This window comes from Pseudomonas cichorii (genome assembly GCF_003700275.1).
In the GTDB taxonomy this organism is placed as follows: domain Bacteria; phylum Pseudomonadota; class Gammaproteobacteria; order Pseudomonadales; family Pseudomonadaceae; genus Aquipseudomonas; species Aquipseudomonas cichorii_B.
In genome coordinates this window covers 1-18,639 of record NZ_RBRE01000016.1, presented here as the reverse complement: position 1 = coordinate 18,639, position 18,639 = coordinate 1, and the positions used below count along the sequence as shown (strand labels likewise).

The 18,639-nt window shown below is 59.8% G+C and carries 22 protein-coding genes; 11 read left to right on the top strand and 11 right to left on the bottom strand.

What is annotated here, in order from left to right; all coding sequences use genetic code 11:
- Nucleotides 1-15: 15 nt before the first annotated feature.
- Nucleotides 16-267 (bottom strand): sulfurtransferase TusA family protein, encoded by a 252-nt coding sequence (locus ALQ04_RS04230; protein WP_122314611.1) that lies wholly within the window; start codon nucleotides 265-267, stop codon nucleotides 16-18.
- Between the two features lie 147 nt (nucleotides 268-414).
- On the opposite strand from ALQ04_RS04230, the gene ALQ04_RS04225 reads away from it, so the two are divergent.
- Nucleotides 415-1,848: a M48 family metalloprotease gene (locus tag ALQ04_RS04225; RefSeq protein ID WP_122314610.1), complete on the top strand. Its 1,434-nt coding sequence runs from the start codon at nucleotides 415-417 to the stop codon at nucleotides 1,846-1,848.
- Between the two features lie 64 nt (nucleotides 1,849-1,912).
- Here the strand turns inward: ALQ04_RS04225 and nadA are convergent, their stop codons facing one another.
- The 7 genes from nadA to ALQ04_RS04190 all read right to left on the bottom strand — a co-directional run bounded on the left by nadA (nucleotide 1,913) and on the right by ALQ04_RS04190 (nucleotide 7,994).
- Nucleotides 1,913-2,971 (bottom strand): quinolinate synthase NadA, encoded by a 1,059-nt coding sequence (gene nadA / locus ALQ04_RS04220; protein WP_122314609.1) that lies wholly within the window; start codon nucleotides 2,969-2,971, stop codon nucleotides 1,913-1,915.
- A 219-nt stretch (nucleotides 2,972-3,190) separates the two neighbouring features.
- Complete coding sequence (gene rluB, locus ALQ04_RS04215) at nucleotides 3,191-4,414, bottom strand: 23S rRNA pseudouridine(2605) synthase RluB (RefSeq protein WP_122314608.1); 1,224 nt, start codon at nucleotides 4,412-4,414, stop codon at nucleotides 3,191-3,193.
- Between the two features lie 185 nt (nucleotides 4,415-4,599).
- Nucleotides 4,600-4,791, bottom strand: a complete 192-nt coding sequence (locus ALQ04_RS04210; protein ID WP_122314607.1) for a DUF1289 domain-containing protein — start codon at nucleotides 4,789-4,791, stop codon at nucleotides 4,600-4,602.
- Nucleotides 4,792-4,892: 101 nt separating this feature from the next.
- A complete protein-coding gene (scpB, locus tag ALQ04_RS04205) occupies nucleotides 4,893-5,654 on the bottom strand; it encodes an SMC-Scp complex subunit ScpB (protein WP_122314606.1) in 762 nt (253 codons plus the stop codon).
- 15 nt (nucleotides 5,655-5,669) lie between these two features.
- The gene (locus tag ALQ04_RS04200; protein ID WP_176767540.1) at nucleotides 5,670-6,368 is read right to left on the bottom strand and encodes a ScpA family protein; all 699 of its coding nucleotides are present in this window, start codon (nucleotides 6,366-6,368) and stop codon (nucleotides 5,670-5,672) included.
- A 119-nt stretch (nucleotides 6,369-6,487) separates the two neighbouring features.
- The gene (locus ALQ04_RS04195) at nucleotides 6,488-7,117 is read right to left on the bottom strand and encodes an L-threonylcarbamoyladenylate synthase (RefSeq protein WP_122314605.1); all 630 of its coding nucleotides are present in this window, start codon (nucleotides 7,115-7,117) and stop codon (nucleotides 6,488-6,490) included.
- Nucleotides 7,118-7,130: 13 nt separating this feature from the next.
- Complete coding sequence (locus ALQ04_RS04190) at nucleotides 7,131-7,994, bottom strand: PHP domain-containing protein (protein ID WP_122314604.1); 864 nt, start codon at nucleotides 7,992-7,994, stop codon at nucleotides 7,131-7,133.
- A gap of 67 nt (nucleotides 7,995-8,061) precedes the next feature.
- Between ALQ04_RS04190 and ALQ04_RS04185 the strand changes: the two genes are divergently transcribed.
- The 6 genes from ALQ04_RS04185 (at nucleotide 8,062) to ALQ04_RS04160 (ending at nucleotide 12,232) form a co-directional block, all read left to right on the top strand.
- Entirely contained in the window at nucleotides 8,062-8,661 is a 600-nt protein-coding gene (locus tag ALQ04_RS04185) for a septation protein A (RefSeq protein WP_122314603.1), read from the top strand.
- 1 nt (nucleotide 8,662) lies between these two features.
- Complete coding sequence (locus ALQ04_RS04180; protein WP_122314602.1) at nucleotides 8,663-8,962, top strand: YciI family protein; 300 nt, start codon at nucleotides 8,663-8,665, stop codon at nucleotides 8,960-8,962.
- 144 nt (nucleotides 8,963-9,106) lie between these two features.
- A complete protein-coding gene (locus ALQ04_RS04175; protein ID WP_122314601.1) occupies nucleotides 9,107-9,520 on the top strand; it encodes a translation initiation factor 2 in 414 nt (137 codons plus the stop codon).
- Between the two features lie 7 nt (nucleotides 9,521-9,527).
- On the top strand, nucleotides 9,528-10,205 hold the full coding sequence (locus tag ALQ04_RS04170; protein ID WP_122314600.1) for a response regulator transcription factor: 678 nt from the start codon (nucleotides 9,528-9,530) through the stop codon (nucleotides 10,203-10,205).
- A gap of 141 nt (nucleotides 10,206-10,346) precedes the next feature.
- Entirely contained in the window at nucleotides 10,347-10,811 is a 465-nt protein-coding gene (locus ALQ04_RS04165; protein WP_122314599.1) for a Spy/CpxP family protein refolding chaperone, read from the top strand.
- A gap of 80 nt (nucleotides 10,812-10,891) precedes the next feature.
- Nucleotides 10,892-12,232, top strand: a complete 1,341-nt coding sequence (locus ALQ04_RS04160) for a HAMP domain-containing sensor histidine kinase (protein WP_122314598.1) — start codon at nucleotides 10,892-10,894, stop codon at nucleotides 12,230-12,232.
- A 33-nt stretch (nucleotides 12,233-12,265) separates the two neighbouring features.
- Here ALQ04_RS04160 and ALQ04_RS04155 read toward each other — a convergent pair whose 3' ends face one another.
- Nucleotides 12,266-12,826, bottom strand: coding sequence for a nitroreductase family protein (locus ALQ04_RS04155; protein WP_122314597.1), 561 nt, complete (start codon nucleotides 12,824-12,826; stop codon nucleotides 12,266-12,268).
- A 153-nt stretch (nucleotides 12,827-12,979) separates the two neighbouring features.
- Here ALQ04_RS04155 and ALQ04_RS04150 point away from each other — a divergent pair, with 153 nt between their 5' ends.
- A complete protein-coding gene (locus tag ALQ04_RS04150; RefSeq protein ID WP_122314596.1) occupies nucleotides 12,980-14,434 on the top strand; it encodes a TrkH family potassium uptake protein in 1,455 nt (484 codons plus the stop codon).
- 57 nt (nucleotides 14,435-14,491) lie between these two features.
- Nucleotides 14,492-14,803: a DUF962 domain-containing protein gene (locus ALQ04_RS04145; RefSeq protein WP_122314595.1), complete on the top strand. Its 312-nt coding sequence runs from the start codon at nucleotides 14,492-14,494 to the stop codon at nucleotides 14,801-14,803.
- Nucleotides 14,804-14,809: 6 nt separating this feature from the next.
- Here ALQ04_RS04145 and ALQ04_RS04140 read toward each other — a convergent pair whose 3' ends face one another.
- Both ALQ04_RS04140 and ALQ04_RS04135 read right to left on the bottom strand, forming a co-directional pair.
- The gene (locus tag ALQ04_RS04140; RefSeq protein WP_122314594.1) at nucleotides 14,810-15,637 is read right to left on the bottom strand and encodes a UDP-2,3-diacylglucosamine diphosphatase; all 828 of its coding nucleotides are present in this window, start codon (nucleotides 15,635-15,637) and stop codon (nucleotides 14,810-14,812) included.
- A gap of 108 nt (nucleotides 15,638-15,745) precedes the next feature.
- Nucleotides 15,746-16,063 carry a SelT/SelW/SelH family protein gene (locus ALQ04_RS04135; RefSeq protein WP_122314593.1) on the bottom strand — a complete coding sequence of 106 codons (318 nt, stop codon included), beginning with the start codon at nucleotides 16,061-16,063 and terminating at the stop codon, nucleotides 15,746-15,748.
- Between the two features lie 408 nt (nucleotides 16,064-16,471).
- Between ALQ04_RS04135 and ALQ04_RS04130 the strand changes: the two genes are divergently transcribed.
- Both ALQ04_RS04130 and ALQ04_RS04125 read left to right on the top strand, forming a co-directional pair.
- Nucleotides 16,472-17,341 (top strand): DUF4123 domain-containing protein, encoded by an 870-nt coding sequence (locus ALQ04_RS04130; RefSeq protein WP_122314592.1) that lies wholly within the window; start codon nucleotides 16,472-16,474, stop codon nucleotides 17,339-17,341.
- Nucleotides 17,338-18,639: toxin VasX (locus ALQ04_RS04125; RefSeq protein WP_409077236.1), on the top strand; the 1,302-nt coding region annotated here is incomplete at its 3' end. The genes ALQ04_RS04130 and ALQ04_RS04125, both read left to right, overlap by 4 nt.

Sequence of the window (18,639 nt, the reverse complement as noted above, 5' to 3'; positions counted from 1 at the left end):
CCTTTTTAGAGAACACTAAACCTTGCGCAGCCAGTAGCTGTAGACGCCGGCATCGGCCTCTTCATGCAGCAACGTATGCCCGGCCAGCCTGGCAAAGGTTCGGAAATCCCGCTGCGATCCGGCATCGGTCGCCATGACTTTCAGTACAGCGCCACTGGGCAGACGGTTGAGTTCCATCTTGGCCTTGAGCAACGGCAACGGGCAATTGAGACCGCAAGCATCGAGTTCGGCATCACACACCTCGGGCCGCATTACAGCGTCAGACATCGTTTCTCTCCGGGTGGACACATTGAATTGAAAAGTACCCGCAAAAATGTTTTCAGACATTTCAGACAGGCCGCAAGAATACCTCACTCTGGTCAGCACGCCATTGAGCCAGCTACAGTAAGCGTTCTCCAGCTCAGAGCCTCGTGCATGAATTTTCTGCGTCCTACACTGCTCACGCTTGCCTGCCTGCTCGCCACACCGAGTATGGCCGATGATCTGCCGTCGCTTGGTGACGCCAGCTCTGCCATCGTATCGCCCGAACAGGAACACCAGCTGGGCCGCGCCTGGCTGGGCCTGCTGCGCGCCCAGGTGGGTCAATTGTCCGACCCGCAACTCAAGGATTTCGTCGAAACTTCGGTCTATCGCCTTGCCGAAACCAGCCAGGTCCAGGACCGGCGCCTTGAATTCATTCTCATCAACAGTCCGCAACTGAACGCCTTTGCCGCGCCCGGCGGGATTATCGGGGTCAACGGCGGGCTGTTTCTCAACGCCCAGACCGAAGGCGAATACGCCTCGGTAATGGCCCACGAACTGGCTCACCTGTCGCAGCGTCACTTCGCTCGCGGCGTCGAAGCCCAGCAGCGCATGCAGGTTCCGGTCATGGCCGCCATGCTGGCCGGCATCGTCATGGCCGCCGCCGGTGCCGGTGATGCCGGTATCGCAGCCATCGCCGGTTCACAGGCCGCCGCGATCCAGGAGCAGCGCCGCTTCTCGCGGCAGAACGAGCAGGAAGCCGACCGCATCGGCATCCTCAACCTGGAAAAGGCCGGTTATGACCCGCGTAACATGCCGACCATGTTCGAGCGCCTGATGCGCCAGTACCGCTTCGACGCCAAGCCACCGGAATTCCTCCTGACCCACCCGGTCAGCGAGTCGCGGATCGCCGACACCCGTAACCGTGCCGAACAGGCCAGACCGGGAGGCCGGGAAGACAGCCTGCTCTATCAACTGATGCGTGCCCGCGTCGCGTTGATCTATGAAGAAACCCCGGGAATCTCGGCCAAGCGCTTCCGTGCGCAACTGGTGGAAAACCCCAACTCCGACTCTGCCCGCTACGGCCTGGCCATCGCGCAGATCAAGGGCGGGCAACTCAACGAAGCCCGTGAAAGCCTCAAGCCCTTGCTGACCAAGGCACCCAACGACATCACCTACAACCTGACGCAGATCGACCTGGACATCACCAACAATCGTCTGGCCGATGCCCAGCAGCGGGTTGACCGGATGCTCACGCTGTATCCGGGCAACTATCCGCTGAACGATGTGCGCGTCGATGTGCTGCTCAAGCAGAACCGCACGGCAGAAGCGGAAAAAGCCCTGGAAACGCTGCTCAAGACCCGATCCGACGATCCGGACATCTGGTATGTCGTGGCCGAAACCCGCGGCTTGAACGGCAACACCATCGGTCTGCATCAGGCCCGCGCCGAATACTTCGCCCTGGTTGGCGACTTCCGTCAGGCCATTCAGCAACTGGAGTTCGCCAAACGCCGCGCCAGCAACAATTTTCAGCTGGCTTCACGGATCGATGCCCGCCAGAAAGATCTGATCGAGCAGGAACGAATGGTCAAGGGCATGATGAACTGACCGTTCGCCGCACCATGAAAAATCCCGGCTTGATAGCCGGGATTTTTCATTTCAGGAGCTGCTGTCAGGCATTGCCGGCCTGTTTCAGACGAGCCGCCTGGGTGAAGTCCAGCATCCGCTGCAAGGGCCGCACGGCATGCGGGATCAGTGCTGGATCGACAAAGATCTCGTTACTGCCCTCACGCAGGCACTGCAAGGTGCGCTCCAGAGTGTTCATCGCCATCCATGGGCAATGCGCGCAACTGCGGCAAGCCGCGCCATTACCGGCGGTCGGGGCCTCAATGAAGATCTTGTCCGGGCACAACTGCTGCATCTTGTAGAAAATGCCGCGATCAGTAGCGACGATGAACATCTTGTTCGGCATGCGCTGCGCAGCGGCAATCATCTGGCTGGTGGAGCCCACCGCATCGGCCAGGGCTATCACCGCTTCCGGTGACTCCGGGTGGACCAGAACGGCGGCTTCCGGGTACAGCGCTTTCATGTCTTCCAGTTGCTTGGACTTGAACTCTTCGTGAACGATGCAGGCACCGTCCCAGAGCAACATGTCGGCACCGGTTTCACGCTGGATATAGCGCCCCAGGTGCTTGTCCGGCGCCCAGATGATTTTCTCGCCGTTATCCATCAGGCTTTCGACGATTTCCAGCGCACAGCCGGAAGTTACCACCCAGTCGGCGCGGGCCTTGACCGCCGCCGAGGTGTTGGCGTAGACCACCACGGTCCGGTCCGGGTGCTGGTCGCAGAAAGCGGAAAACTCGTCGACAGGACAGCCGACATCCAGGGAACAGGTGGCTTCAAGCGTCGGCATGAAGACCCGTTTTTCCGGATTGAGGATCTTGGCGGTTTCACCCATGAAGCGAACGCCAGCCACCAGCACGGTCGATGCTGAATGGTTATTGCTGAAGCGCGCCATTTCCAGTGAGTCGGCCACGCAGCCACCGGTTTCCTCGGCCAGGGCCTGAATCACCGGATCACAGTAATAGTGGGCAACCAGCACCGCGTCCCGGGCCTTGAGCTCGGCAGCGATTTCGGCGCGGTAATGGGCCTGTTCTTCAATACTCAACGCTTTGGGTTGCTTGGCATCAAGGTGAGCCTGCACCAGAAAGCGTTCGGAAATCTGCGTCATTTTAGCTGGACCTGAATGCACGTGAGCGCGAGCGGCCAGTTTACACCGGAAAGGCAACGAAGAAAAAAGCCGACATGAGTCGCAAGAGACTGATTTTTCGTCGATTTAGCCGATAAACGACATAACGAGAATCATTCGTTTGTCAGCCGCCCGGTAATCCGTCAGCAATGCCCATAAAAAACGCCAGTCGAAGCTGGCGTTTTCATGGTCATGCTACCCTTACTGCGGCTTGCGACGCCCGAAACCTGGACGCTGGCCCGAACCGGCCGGAGGGCCACGACGCTTGCCCGATGGAGCATCGTCGTCGACCAGCTTGATACCTGCGCGCTTTGGCGCTGGCTTGGCTGGACGCTTGTTCATGTCACTTGGACGCTCGGCCACTGGCGTACCACGGCTGTTGTCGGCAGGACGCGGCGAGCGCGAGCCTGGTTTGCCCGAGTCCTTGCGCGGCGCTGGGCGCTGAGTGGAATCGCCACGTGCGCGATCCCGATCGCTGCCGGTGATCTGCGGCTGACGCTGGGCACGTTCGCCACTGGCCGGTGCGCCATTGGCAGGACGCAAGGTCCGAACGCGCTCGCCCTTGCCCAACGGGCGGGACGACTGGCGCTGCAGACGCTCCAGTTTGTCCTTGGTCTTGGCGTTCATCTGCGGCTGGGCCACAGGTGTCAGGCCGACTTCGCCAGCCAGGATGTCGACTTCGTGCTGGCTCATTTCGCGCCAGCGGCCCATCGGCAGGTCCGAGTTGAGAAACACCGGTCCGTAACGAACGCGCTTGAGGCGGCTGACCACCAGGCCCTGGGATTCCCAGAGACGACGCACTTCACGGTTACGGCCTTCCATCACCACGCAGTGATACCAGTGGTTGAAACCTTCACCGCCCGGCGCCTGCTGGATATCGGTGAAACGTGCCGGACCGTCTTCGAGGATCACGCCGTTCTTCAGGCGCAGCAGCATGTCGTCATCGACTTCGCCACGGACGCGCACCGCATACTCGCGGTCCATCTCGAAGGACGGGTGCATCAGGCGGTTGGCCAGCTCACCGTCGGTGGTGAACATCAGCAGACCGGTGGTGTTGATGTCCAGGCGACCGATATTGATCCAGCGGCCTTCTTTCGGACGCGGCAGACGGTCGAACACCGTTGGACGGCCTTCCGGGTCGTCACGGGTGCAGATCTCGCCGTCCGGCTTGTTGTACATGATGACGCGGCGTACCGTTTCGGCCGCCTCTTCGCGCTTGATGACGCGACCGTCAACGGTAATGGCGTCGTGCAGGTCGACGCGCTGGCCAAGGGTGGCGTCTCTGCCATTCACCTTGATCCGGCCCTGGCTAATCCAGGCCTCGACGTCACGGCGCGAACCGACGCCAATACGTGCCAGAACCTTCTGCAGTTTTTCACCTGCGGGTCCGATTTCCTGGCTGTCCTGCGTGTCTTTTTCACTCATCTGGGCACCTCCCGGTGTGTCGAATCAGGGCTTGCCGAGGACCGGCAAGACCTGCTGCCGTGCGCGCTGTGGATAGCCGCAAGGCGAAATACTTTGAGCCTGGGCGAAGCTGATTCGCCAAAGGGTCGCGAATCATACGCTCATGCCGCCTGTTGCGCATCCAAGGCTAGTTGAAAATCTACGGTTCACCGCTTCTTTTTGCGACCGGTGGTCTTCAATTTGGCCAGACGCATGGCCGACTCGGCCAGCACCGCACGCTTGTCATCCTTGTCGAGTTTCTTCCAGGCCTTGATTTCCCGCTTGCTGCGGCCACAGCCCAGGCAGATATCGTCGTCAAACTTGCAGAGACTGATGCAGGGATTCCTGGTGCTGCTCATCGGGCTTGGCTCTCACGGTTTTGCGTATTTGCGCCGGGGACAGTTCGCGAATGAATTGGCTCCTGCGCGGCCTATGTAGCGAATTCATTCGCGAAAGGCAGTTATACGTCCTCTTCAGGCTCTTTATCCGGCTGATCGATCAGCAGATCGTCGAAATCGATCTTCAGACCCTGTTCCATGGAGTCGAGTTCGACCAACAGGCTGCGGAAACTGGTTTCGTCGCGTGGCGCTTCGGGTTCTTCTGTGTCGACTTCCAGGCTGGCATCGGCCAGCGCCTGCAGATGCGCAGGAACCGGGGCATCGTCGAATTCCAGTACCGGCTCGGTTTCCATCTCGCGCAGGTCGGCCAGCGGCGGCAACTCTTCGAGGCTCTTGAGGTTGAAGTGGTCGAGAAAGCCTTTGGTGGTCGCAAACATCGCCGGCTTGCCGGGCACGTCGCGGTAACCCACGACTCTGATCCACTCGCGCTCCAGCAGCGTCTTGACGATATGGCTGTTGACCGCCACGCCACGCACATCCTCGATTTCGCCACGGGTAATCGGCTGGCGATAGGCAATCAGCGCCAGGGTTTCCAGCATGGCGCGGGAATAACGCTGCGGTCGCTCTTCCCACAAGCGTCCGACCCACGGCGAAAAACGCTCGCGAATCTGCAGGCGATAACCCGAAGCGACTTCCTTGAGTTCGAAGGCCCGGCCTTCACAAGACTTGCGCAGCACCTCCAGGGCCTTCTTGAAAACTGGCGGTTCTGGGCGCTCGCCTTCCTCGAACAGCTCGTACAGGCGCTCCAGCGTTTGCGGTTTTCCGGACGCCAGCAGAAACGCTTCAAGCAACGGGGCCAGCTCGCGGGGTTCATTGAGGTTCATGATTCAGTTCTTGCTCTACTCGGCTCGCGCCCGGACATGGATCGCCGCAAAGGGCTCGTTTTGGACCAGCTCGACCAGGGATTCCTTGACCAGCTCAAGCACGGCCATGAAAGTCACTACCACACCGAGACGCCCTTCTTCGGCGGTGAACAACTCGGCAAAAGGCACAAAGCCGCCGCCCTTGAGCCGCTCCAGCACATCGCTCATGCGCTCGCGGGTGGATAATGCCTCACGGCTGACCTGATGGCTTTCAAACATGTCGCCGCGGTGCAACACCTCGGCCATGGACATCAACACCTCTTCCAGGCTGACGTCCGGCAACAGCTTGCGGGCTCTGGCCTCGGGCGCATCGAGTTTGGGTACAATCACATCGCGCCCAACCCGCAGCAAGCCATCGATCCCTTCGGCGGCAGCCTTGAAGCGTTCATACTCCTGCAGGCGACGAATAAGCTCTGCACGCGGATCCTCTTCGTCCTCCTCCACTTCTGCCGAGCGCGGCAGCAGCATCCGCGACTTGATCTCGGCCAGCATCGCCGCCATGACCAGATATTCGGCCGCCAGCTCCAGGCGCACGGTCTTCATCAATTCGACGTAACCCATGTACTGACGGGTGATTTCCGCTACCGGGATGTCGAGGATGTCGATGTTCTGTTTGCGGATCAGGTACAGCAGCAGGTCGAGCGGGCCCTCAAAAGCTTCCAGAAAGACTTCCAGGGCATCCGGCGGAATATAGAGGTCCAGTGGCATTTGCGTGACCGCCTGGCCGTAGACCAGAGCGAACGGCAATTCCTGCTGGGCATCGGCCTGACTGTCGACCGTTTCCAGGTTGGTCATTACGCTTCTTCACCGAACGGCGTCGGATCGCCGCAACCTACACGGATGATCTGCGGCTCACCCTCCGCCAGGCTGATGACGGTGGAAGCCGAAATGCCGCCCATGCCGCCATCGATGATCAGGTCGACCTGATGCTCCAGAACCTGGCGCATTTCATAAGGATCGCTCAGCGGTACGCTGTCACCCGGCATGATCAGGCTGACGCTCATCAGCGGTTCGCCCAGTTGCTCCAGCAAGGCCTGGGCAATCGGATGGCTGGGCACGCGCAGGCCGATGGTGCGGCGCTTGGGGTGCAGGATCAGGCGCGGCACTTCACGGGTGGCATTGAGAATGAAGGTGTAAGGCCCCGGCGTATGCGCCTTGAGCGCTCGAAAGGCGCCGGTATCGACCTTGGCGAACAGGCCCAGTTGCGACAGGTCGCAGCACATCAGGGTGAAGTTGTGCTTGTCGTCCAGCTGGCGCAGGCGACGAATGCGCTCGATGGCGCTCTTGTCGCCGATCTGGCAACCCAGCGCGTAGGACGAATCGGTCGGGTACACCACCAGCCCGCCGGCTTTGATGATTTCCGCCGCCTGTTTGATCAGGCGCGGCTGCGGGTTCTCCGGGTGGACCTGGAAAAATTGACTCACGGTAACTTCCTGTTCAGACGGAGACTGTAGGCTGTTCATATTTGAATCTGCTCCAGAGGGGCGGCAGATCCTCGGGCAATGGCCGGTATATACCGATCTCGGACCAGGCGCCAGGACCATGGAAATCGCTGCCGGCAGTGACCAGCAGACCGAACTCGCGGGCCAGTATGGCCAGGGTCCCGACCTGATCGGCAGGCTGCATGCCGTTGACCACTTCGATGGCATGGCCACCTGCCTGGATGAAATCGGCGACCAGTTTACGCCGTTTACTGCGCGTGAAGTCATAATGCGACGGATGCGCCAGGCTGATCCAGGCCCCGGAAGCCCGCAAAGTAGCGACCGTTTCCTCCAGGGTCGGCCAATGCTGCTTCACATCACCCAGCTTGCCCGCCCCCAGCCATTTGCGGAAAGCCTCGGCGCGGTCCTTGACGAAACCGGCCCGCACCAGAAAATCGGCGAAGTGTGGCCGGGCCGGCGCATTGCCGCTGTCACCCAGCTCTTTCTGGATCGCCCGGGCACCTTCCAGCGCGCCAGGCATACCTTTGATCGCCAATTTCCGGCTGATTTCTTCGGCGCGCAGCCAGCGGCCTTCGTGCAACCGGTGGATTGCATCGACCAGCGCCTGGGCCTTTACATCGAACCCGTAGCCGAGAATATGAATGGTTGCGCCGCCCCAGGTGCAGGACAACTCAACGCCATTGACCAGTTGCATACCCAGTGAATGCGCGGCGGCGCGGGCTTCTTCGAGGCCTTCGACGGTGTCATGGTCGGTCAGTGAAAGGACGCGCACGCCGTTTTCATAGGCACGAGCAACCACGGCCGCTGGCGCAAGCGAGCCATCCGACGCGGTGCTGTGGCAGTGCAGGTCAACATTCATATCGGGGTGCTTTCGCTGTCTTTGATGTTTGTTATTATGCCGTCACATCCTGCTTCTGGCTGCCATTGTGAAACAATTCCTAGACTTCATCCCGCTGCTCCTGTTTTTCGCCGTCTATAAAACCGAACCTCGCGCCGTCGACATTCTGGGCCACAGTTACATGCTAGGCGGGATTTTCAGTGCCACCGCCATGCTGATCATCAGCTCCGTGGTGGTCTACGGCATCCTTTACGTCAAGCAGCGCAAGCTGGAAAAGAGCCAGTGGCTGACCCTGATCGCCTGCCTGGTGTTCGGTAGCCTGACCCTGGCCTTCCACAGTGAAACCTTCCTCAAATGGAAGGCGCCGGTGGTCAACTGGCTGTTTGCCCTGGCTTTTGCCGGCAGCCATTTCATTGGCGATCGTCCATTGATCCAGCGGGTCATGGGCCATGCCCTGAATCTGCCAGCAGCGGTCTGGACCAGGCTCAATATCGCCTGGATCCTGTTCTTCGTATTCTGCGGTGCCGCCAACCTGTATGTAGCCTTTACCTATCAGGACTTCTGGGTCGACTTCAAAGTCTTCGGCAGCCTGGGCATGACTCTGGTGTTCCTGGTCGCTCAGGGTATCTACCTGAGCCGCCATCTGCGTGAACCCGCGCCTTCTTCCACCACTAAAACCGAGGACTGACATGCTCTACGCCATCATTGCCACCGATGTTGCCGACTCGCTGGAAAAACGCCTGAGCGTACGTCCTGCGCATCTTGAACGTCTCAATGCGCTCAAGGATGCCGGGCGTCTGGTGCTGGCCGGTCCACATCCGGCCGTGGACAGCAACGATCCGGGTCCAGCCGGTTTCAGCGGGAGCCTGATCGTCGCCGAGTTCGAGTCACTGAACGCAGCCGAAACCTGGGCCAAGGCCGATCCGTTCGTGGCAGCCGGCGTTTATGCCAATGTTGTGGTCAAGCCGTTCAAGCAAGTCCTGCCATAAACAAACTGTGTACATCCGCGAAGACGGTTTTTGACAACCCCTTCGCGGATGAATCCGCCACACACAAATGCTCATCATTCCCGCTCCCCTGCCGATAACCTGCGCAATGTTTTGAATTTATACGGCTCTATCAAGGGAGTTCAGATGCGTTCAGGTGCGTTGTGTCTGTTGATGATGGTGTTGGCGGCAAGCAGTCAGGTTCAGGCCGAGGAAACCAGCGGTTCCGGTACGGTGCAGGCTTTGCATCTGCCCAGTTCCGCCACCCAGATTGCCGAACTGCAGCAGCGACTCAAGGAAAGCGAGCGGTTGCGTGAAGAACAGCTCAAGCAGGCGCAGAGTGCCGATGCCGAGCGGGAAAGCGCGCAACTGGCGCGTTTGCGGCAAGAGAACCAAAGACTCAAGTTACAGCTCAAAGAAGCTCAATCGGTCGCCTCTTCGCGGCTTCTGACAGAACAGCAACAATGGTTCATCGCAGGCGGTGGCGTTGCGGTGATTGCCCTGGTGTGCGGTATATTTGTCGGCGGCCGACGTAAGCGACGTCAGCAATGGCTAAATTGAGTGAGTCATGAGCGAGCTGTTACTAATTGATGATGATCAGGAGCTGTGCGAGCTTCTGAGCAGTTGGCTGAGCCAGGAAGGCTTTCAGGTTCGCGCCTGCCACGACGGCCATAGCGCACGCCGGGCACTGGCTGAAACCGCTCCGTCCGCGGTGGTTCTGGACGTGATGCTGCCTGATGGCAGCGGCCTTGAACTGCTCAAGCAACTGCGTACCGACCACCCCGACCTGCCGGTCGTGATGCTCTCCGCACGCGGCGAACCCCTGGACCGGATTCTCGGCCTTGAGCTGGGTGCCGACGACTATCTGGCCAAACCCTGCGATCCACGCGAGCTGACGGCCAGACTGCGGGCCGTGCTGCGCCGTAGCCATCCGGTGGCCACTCCCAGCCAGCTTGAACTGGGTGACCTGTGTTTCAGCCCGGTGCGCGGCGTTGTCAGCATCGACGAAAAAGAGCTGACCCTGACCATTTCCGAAAGCCGCCTGCTCGAAGCGCTGCTGCGCCAACCCGGCGAACCGCTGGACAAGCAGGAGCTCGCGCAACTGGCGCTGGGCCGCAAGCTGACCCTTTATGACCGCAGCCTGGACATGCACGTCAGCAACCTGCGCAAGAAGATCGGCCCGCACCCCGATGGTCGGCCACGCATCGTGGCGCTGCGCAGCCGCGGTTATTTCTACAGCCTGTGAACCGGCAAGCCCGGCGCCTGGTAAATTCAGGTGCCGATTTGCTTTACACAAGCTTTACCCAAGGCTGACCGCCCTTGACCTTGATCTCCCTAAACTGGGCACCAACGGCATCGAGCCGGCCTAGAGACAAGGAGATACACCATGCGCAAGACCCTGATCGCTTTGATGTTCGCCACTGCCCTGCCTACCGTTGCGATGGCAGTGCCACCACCGGGCGGCCCAGACGCCGATGCTCCTCCAGCCCTGCATCAGGAACGTGATCATCGCGGCCCGGGCTTCGACATGAAACGTGGTCCCGGTCCTTTCGCCGAACTGGACCTGAGCCGCGAACAGCGCCATCAGATCGGCAAACTGATGGGCGAAAAGATGCACGACCGTCGCGAAGTCACCCAACGCTATCTGGCCAAGCTGCCAGCCGCCGACCAGAAAGCCATGAAGGATGAACTGGACGCCAAGAAGGCCAAGACCGAGAGCGAGATCCGCGCCCTGCTCAAGCCTGATCAGCAGAAGCAGTTCGACGAGATTCGCAAGAAACAGGAAGAGCGCCGCGCCGAATGGGCGGAATTCAAAGCCTGGAAAGCAGAAAAGGCAAAAAAGGCGCAATAATCGCCGCGACTGTGAGCCCGCTCACTTAGCCAAGACCCGACATGCCAGCGCATGTCGGGTTTCTACATTGAGGTCATCCCGTGCGTTCATTGTTCTGGCGAATCCTGGCCAGCTTCTGGTTAGCCATAGCTCTGGTTGCAGGCCTGTCGATTCTGCTTGGGCATATGCTCAATCAGGACGCGTGGATTCTCAGCCGTCATCCGGTCCTCAACGATCTGCCGCAAAAATGGGTGCAGATCTATGAAGAGCAAGGCGCCGCTACGGCCCAGGATTATCTGCAGAATGTAAAACGTCGCCATCGTATCGACGTCCAGGTGCTCAATGACAACGGCGAGCCCGTGGTACTGGGAACCTTTCCCCCACGCGCGGCGGCCTTTGAAGCCCGTCAGCAGGACGATTCACGCCAGTTGCCATGGCGCCGCCTGACCACTGAATACACCAGCGCCAGTACCGGCATCACTTACCTGCTTATCTTCCGTATCCCGCATCCCGAAATCGAGGAATGGCACCGCCAGAGCCTGATGTGGCCCTTGAGCGCACTGGGCATCGCGCTGGTGGTGCTGACCCTGTTCAGCCTGCTGGTGACGCTGTCCATCACCCGACCGCTAAGTCGCTTGCGTGGAGCCGTACATGATCTGGGACAAACCAGTTATCAGCAGCACAGCCTGGCGCAACTGGCCAACCGGCGCGACGAGTTCGGCGTACTGGCGACCGACTTCAACCGCATGGGCGCACGCCTGCAAAGCCTGATCGGCAGCCAGCGCCAGTTGCTGCGCGACGTGTCCCATGAGCTTCGCTCGCCCCTGGCGCGGCTGCGCATTGCCCTGGCGCTGGCCGAGCGTGCAGAACCGGCCGAACGGGAAAAACTCTGGCCGCGCCTGAGCCGCGAATGCGACCGCCTGGAAGCGCTGATCAGTGAAATTCTGGCCCTGGCACGCCTGGATGCCGACTTCGGCAGCCCGGAGCCTGTGGATCTGGGCAGCATGCTGCATCGTCTGAAAAACGACACGCAACTGGACGATGCCCAGCAAAGTATCAAGGTTCAGGTGCAGGACAACCTGCAACTGCAAGGCTGGCCGGACATGCTCGAACGAGCCGTGGACAACCTGCTGCGCAACGCCCTGCGCTTCAATCCGCCCGGCCAGCCCATCGATTTGCAGGCCGTGCGCGTGGAGAATCATGTGCAACTGAGCGTGCGCGACCATGGCCCGGGCGTCGCTGAAGAACACTTGTCACAACTGGGCGAGCCGTTCTATCGCGCGCCGGGCCAGACCGCTGCCGGTCATGGCCTGGGACTTGCCATCGCCAAACGAGCGGCGGAACGGCACGGTGGCAGCCTGACGCTGGGCAACCATCCACAAGGCGGTTTCCTGGCCACGCTGGAAATCCCGCTGGTGCCGGTCAACCCACAGACAAACTGATCAAGCCGGGCCGCTCATCCGGGCGACCGGCAATCAGCCCTGCCATTCACTGACAAAACCGCCCACATCCACTTTCGGTGCTTCACGTGGCGGATTCTGTGGCGTGCCCAGGTACAGGAAGGCGATCACCTCTTCGTCATCGGCCAGCCCGAAGCCTTTGGCAACATGCGGCGAATACGACAGATCACCGGTACGCCATACCGCTCCGACACCCTGCGCATAGGCCGCCAGCAATACTGCATGAGCGGCACAGCCAGCGGTGATCAGTTGCTCCTTGCGTGGCACCTTGAAGTGATCCTGCAAACGCGCAACCACCACGACCACCAATGGTGCCCGCAGCGGTCCGAGACGCGCCTTGTCCAGCGCCTGCGGCGTGATTTCACCGCCGCCTTGCTGCAGGGCCTCGACCAGCAACTCGCCCATGCGCTCGCGGGCCGCACCTTCGACCGTGATGAAACGATACGGCCGCAACTGGCCATGATCGGGTGAGCGCAAGGCTGCACCAAACAGGATTTCCCGCTGTGCAGCATCCGGGGCGGGATCGACCAATCGCGGTACCGAAACACGATTGAGCAAAACGTCGAGAGCCTCCATGGGCGACCTCCTTGAGAATTGATCGGGCATTCTAGAGTGTGTTCAGAGTCAATAACGAGCACCGCAAGCAATTACTTACACAACCTGTACCGTTGCCTATCCTTCAGGCACAGGTAAAATGGCCGCCACTCCCTATCTCAGTCAGAGCAGTTCATGGCGTTGCCGACCCTTCGCATCATCGGTTTCATCATCGGCATATTCCTGATCACTCTGGCGGTCGCCATGATCGTGCCCATGGCAACACTGGTGATCTACGACCGTTTTGAAGACCTGCGTTCCTTTCTGTGGGCCAGCGCCATTACCTTCATCGCCGGCCTGACGCTGGTCGTGCCAGGACGTCCGGAACATGTGCATCTGCGCCCGCGGGACATGTACATGCTTACGGTTTCCAGCTGGATCATCGTCTGCATCTTCGCCGCCCTGCCGTTCCTGCTGACCCAGCACATCAGCTACACCGACTCGTTCTTCGAGAGCATGTCAGGGATTACCGCCACCGGCTCGACCGTGCTCAGCCATCTAGACAGCATGTCGCCGGGGATTCTCATCTGGCGCTCGATGCTGCACTGGCTGGGCGGCATCGGCTTCATCGGCATGGCGGTCGCGATCCTGCCGCTGCTGCGCATCGGTGGCATGCGCCTGTTCCAGACCGAATCTTCCGACCGCTCGGAAAAGGTCATGCCGCGCTCGCACATGGTGGCCAAGTACATTGTCCTGGCCTACGTCGGCTTTACCGCTCTGGGCAGCCTGGCGTTCTGGGCAGCAGGCATGAGCCTGTTCGACGCGATCAACCACGCAATGTCGGCGATTTCCACCGGCGGTTTCTCCACTTCCGACCTGTCGCTGGCCAAGTGGCCGCAACCGGCAGTGCATTGGGTGGCGATCGTGGTGATGATCCTCGGCAGCCTGCCGTTTACCCTGTACGTGGCAACCCTGCGCGGTAATCGCAAGGCGCTGATCAAGGATGAACAGGTGCAGGGCCTGCTGGGGCTGCTGTTGGTAACCTGGCTGATGATGACCCTCTGGTACGGCGCGACCACCGATCTGCCGTGGAGCGACGCACTGCGTCATGTCGCCCTGAACGTGACCTCGGTCGTTACCACCACCGGTTTCGCCCTCGGCGATTACAGCCTCTGGGGCAATTTCTCGCTGATGCTGTTTTTCTATCTGGGTTTCATTGGCGGCTGTTCCGGCTCGACCGCTGGCGGGGTGAAGATCTTCCGCTTCCAGGTCGCCTATATCCTGCTCAAGGCCAACCTCAATCAGTTGATCCATCCACGCGCCGTCATCAAGCAGAAGTACAACGGCCACCGGCTGGACGACGAGATCGTGCGCTCGATCCTGACCTTTTCGTTCTTCTTCACCATCACCATCTGCGTGATCGCGCTGCTGCTTTCACTGCTGGGGCTGGACTGGATGACGGCGCTGACCGGCGCGGCCAGCACGGTTTCCGGCGTGGGACCGGGCCTCGGTGAAATCATCGGGCCAGCAGGCAACTTCTCCACACTGCCCGATGCCGCGAAATGGATTCTGTCCGCCGGCATGCTGCTCGGCCGTCTGGAAATCATTACCGTTCTGGTGCTTTGCGTACCGGCGTTCTGGCGGCACTGATGCAACGCTCACCCGCTCTCGGCTAGACTGCTGCAAGCTGACATGAGGGTGAGCATCATGGAACAGGTCAAACGCTTCACCAGCTTCGCCGAGTTCTATCCTTTCTATCTGCAGGAACACAGCAACAGTACCAGCCGGCGCCTGCACTTCATCGGCACCAGTCTGGTGATCTTTCTGCTGGCGTTCGGGGTCGGCAGTGGCAGATGGTGGCTGTTATGGCTATTGCCCGTGGCCGGTTACGGCTTTGCCTGGGCGGGGCATTTCTTCTTCGAGAAGAACCGGCCCGCCACGTTTCGGCATCCGTTCTACAGTTTGCTCGGCGACTTCGTCATGTACCGGGACATGCTGCTGGGCAAAGTACCGTTCTGAAGCAGGTCAGATGACCGATTCACCGACAGCTTCCGGCTCCGGCTGTGCGGCGCTCTTTTGCTGAAGCTGGGCTTCGGCCAGACGAAACAGCTCGATAGTGCCGTCCAGATGCTCGATCAAGGCGGTGCAGGATTCCACCCAGTCGCCGCAATTGAGGTATTCCACTTCGCCCACCATGCGAATTTCCGCATGGTGGATATGGCCGCACACCACACCATCGAGCCCGCGCTTCACGCATTCGTGGGCAATCGCTTCCTCGAAGTCACTGATGAAATTCACCGCTGTCTTGACCTTGTGCTTCAGGTACGCCGACAACGACCAGTAACCGTAGCCGTATCTGGCCCGCCAGTGATTGAGCCAGCGATTGAGGGTCAGGGTGAACTCATAGGCTGAATCGCCGAGAAACGCCAGCCAGCGATGATAGCGGGTGATGACATCGAACTGATCGCCATGAATCACCAGCAAGCGGCGCCCGTCTGCGGTGACGTGCTCGACCTCGTCCACAAGCTGGATATTGCCCAGAATCAGCTTCGAGTAACGGCGCAGGAATTCATCGTGGTTGCCGGTGATGTAAATCACTTCGGTGCCGCGCTTGCTCATGGTCAGCAGGCGGCGGATGACATTGGTATGCGCCTGGGGCCAGTACATGCCGCTGCGCAGCTTCCAGCCGTCGATGATGTCGCCCACCAGGTACACCTTGTCGGCCTGATAGCGCTTGAGGAACGCCGACAGATGTTCAGCCTGACAATCACGAGTGCCCAGATGCACATCTGAAATCCACAAGGTCCGCACACGTTGCTTATGGCTGGGTTTAGCACGCTGAGCACTGCTCATGGGAAGACCTCCGGCAGGTTTTCCAAGAGAGTGCGGCATGCGGGTTAACTGAATGTGACGCCGATATGACCGTGTAGTGACATGACCGGCCTCGACACCCTTCAATGTTTATGGGGTATCGGCTTGTGGAGTATCGGACGGTGCCGACCTGTCGTTATGCCCCAGGTCGCGCAGAGGATCGATCTGGTCGCGCACCCGCTGCTTGAGAACCTTGGCTTCCGGGAATCCGCCATCGGCCTTGCGCTCCCAGATCTGCACGCCGGCGCAGGTGATGCGAAACACCCCGCCCGTGCCCGGTTCGAGGGAGACTTTGCCAAGATCGCCGGAAAACGTACTCAACAATTCCTGAGCCAGCCAGGCCGCGCGCAACAACCACTGGCATTGAGTGCAATAGGTAATGACGACTTCAGCTTTTTCGACTGACATGGACGGACTCTTCAAGACAAATCAACGGGAACCCCAAAATGGGGCACATGATAAACATTCCTTGTTTCTCATGACGGTTGAGACGCTCCAATTTTTACCTGCCGTCCATCAATAGTAGCCACAAGCCTTGATGCGCAAGTATTTGCGCATCCTGCTCATCGTCAAAACGCCCAAAAAACCGCTAAAGCCCTTATGAATAAAGCCTCAGGCCAGCTACGCAAGATATTGCGCAGGCATGCAGCCTTATGCGCAGTTCAGCGGGTGTTTTTGCTCGAAAAACAGGCAATTTCCATCCCTGAAAACCTCAACCATTTGATTTAAATATAAAAACTCAAATCAGGCACAACTCTTGACTCCTGAATTGCCACTCAAGAGGCAGTCTCGCTCATCAGCACAAAGGAACAAGGGATGTTCACCTCAAGCCATCAGGCCAATTACATGCTGCTCGACGGTGCCTTGCACCCGAACGCCATTCGCCATCTGCATCAACGCGGTGAAGCTCTGGAAATAGAGCCGCTTTACCTCGGCACCCATCTTTCGACACTCATGGAACAGGGGCCGATTCTGGTCCATGCAGCGGTCGGCACCGCGCTGATTGCCGAATGGCAGCAGACCCCAGCCCAGCACCTGTATGCCAGCGTCTTCGCCAGCCCGGCACCACTGCGCACAGTCGCCAGTCATCTGCGCCATTTCATTCAGCCAGCGGACTATCTGGGCAATAACAGCCTGCTGCGCTTTGCCGATCCGCTCGTCATGCACTTCTGGTTATCGAGTTATTGCCGGGAACATCTGGATTCGGTGCTGGGACCGATCACGGATTTATGGACCCAGACACCGGTTCAGCGCTGGCAACCCGAACCTGAACTCCCTTTCAGTCACTTTACCCGCAGCAGTCCGGCTCAGGATTGGGACCAACGGTTTGCGCTGTTGGGTGAACCGCAGTTGAAGGCATTCGAGCAGGCTTATGACTGGCTGTTCATGCAGCAACTGCATGACTGGCTGATCAGAAAAAATCCACTGGCGTTCGCCGGGCAAACCGGCGAACAGATACAGAACTGGCTGCAACAGGCTCTGGAAAAAGGCCGCGCCTGGGGGCTGACCAGTGATTATGCCTTCGTGGCATGGGCAGATATCTGCCAGACCTGGGGCCTCGACTTCATGGAGCAGACTGACGGCCCCTATCAACGCTGGTTGACACAATTTCCCGACAAGGCGCGCCTGCCTGCCGAGCTGCGCGTCGAAGTGCTCGATGAGTTTTGCAACGGACGCGGCCAATGACCGCTAAAAGCGCAACTCTCCAGCAACGCCGTGCCGCACGCTTCGACAAGACACCGGCCAGCGATACCAGCGTCTGCCCCTTCAAGGGCTCGGACATTGCGATTGTCCCGGTGCGCTACGCCCTGGACCGCTCGCGCTACGATGTCGATCCCGCCCGGCTCACGCCATTGCCCGCCCACGGCAAGTGGAGCGCACTGCCCGCACTCAAGACCCGCAGCTATACCCTGCGTCAACTCGACGACGGCTATGTCTACGTGTTCGACGAAACGGCAGGCACCCTGCATGAGTATGTCGTGTCGGCGTCCGACACCAGCCTGAAGCGCATCGTCTGGACTGAGGCACATCGGGGCCAGGATGTCCGCACCGGCAGCGGCGAGACCCGGCCTTACCTGCTTTACCCTCGCAAGAACCACCTGCATCTGGCCTATTCCTCCGTGCAGTGGACCTGGCGAATCTGCGAACACATGCGCTCCCATGCCGAGAGCCGCGCCCGCTGGATGAAGTCTCTGGACCTGACGCGCGCTCGCGCTGAATTCAATAAACCAGATACCTTGCACCTTCTGGAACTGGCCACGGCAGTCGCCGATATCGATCAGGGCACGGCTGTCGATGACAACCGCTTTGCCGATTCGGCCATTCCGGTCGTGGAGGAAGCGTACTGGCTGGGCAGCGTTCCAGACAAAGCCAGTTCGCTGCTGATCGCCCTCGACGATCACCTGCGTGTTCTCAACGACCTGGGCCTGCAACTGGCGGGTGATCAGGCCGCGCTTCGGGTCTGGCAACAGGAACATGAGCACAAACTGCAGATCGCCCAGACCGTGACCCAGCTATGCGGCGCCAGGACTGAAACCCACCCACTGCCTGCGGCTGTACGCGACGATAGCGCCGGCACTCAGAAGTACCTGAGCGATCTTGAGGCCTATTTCGAGCAGCTTGACCAGGAAGAAATGCTGCTCATGCACGGCAATGCGCAGGGCAGCTCCCCGGCCACGCTGCACATCCTCCAGAGCGCAGAAATGCGTCGGAGCCTGCAGGCTCGATACGGTCAGACTCCCTCTGCTGAGGACATAAAAGACTGGCAAGCCCGCGAGAAATGGCGTCGTGAAGTCGACCTCAAGGGCGCCCGCGACCATCTGCGCCAACACCTGCCCACCAGCGAAACCCTGCTGCAACAGGTACGCGACACTCAGGCTGACCTGCAGACCTTGGCCGAGCATTTGGGCAACGATCCACTCAGGTTGTTTGTCGATACCTGTAACCCGAGCAATCTGCTGTACTTGCAAACGGTCATGACCCAT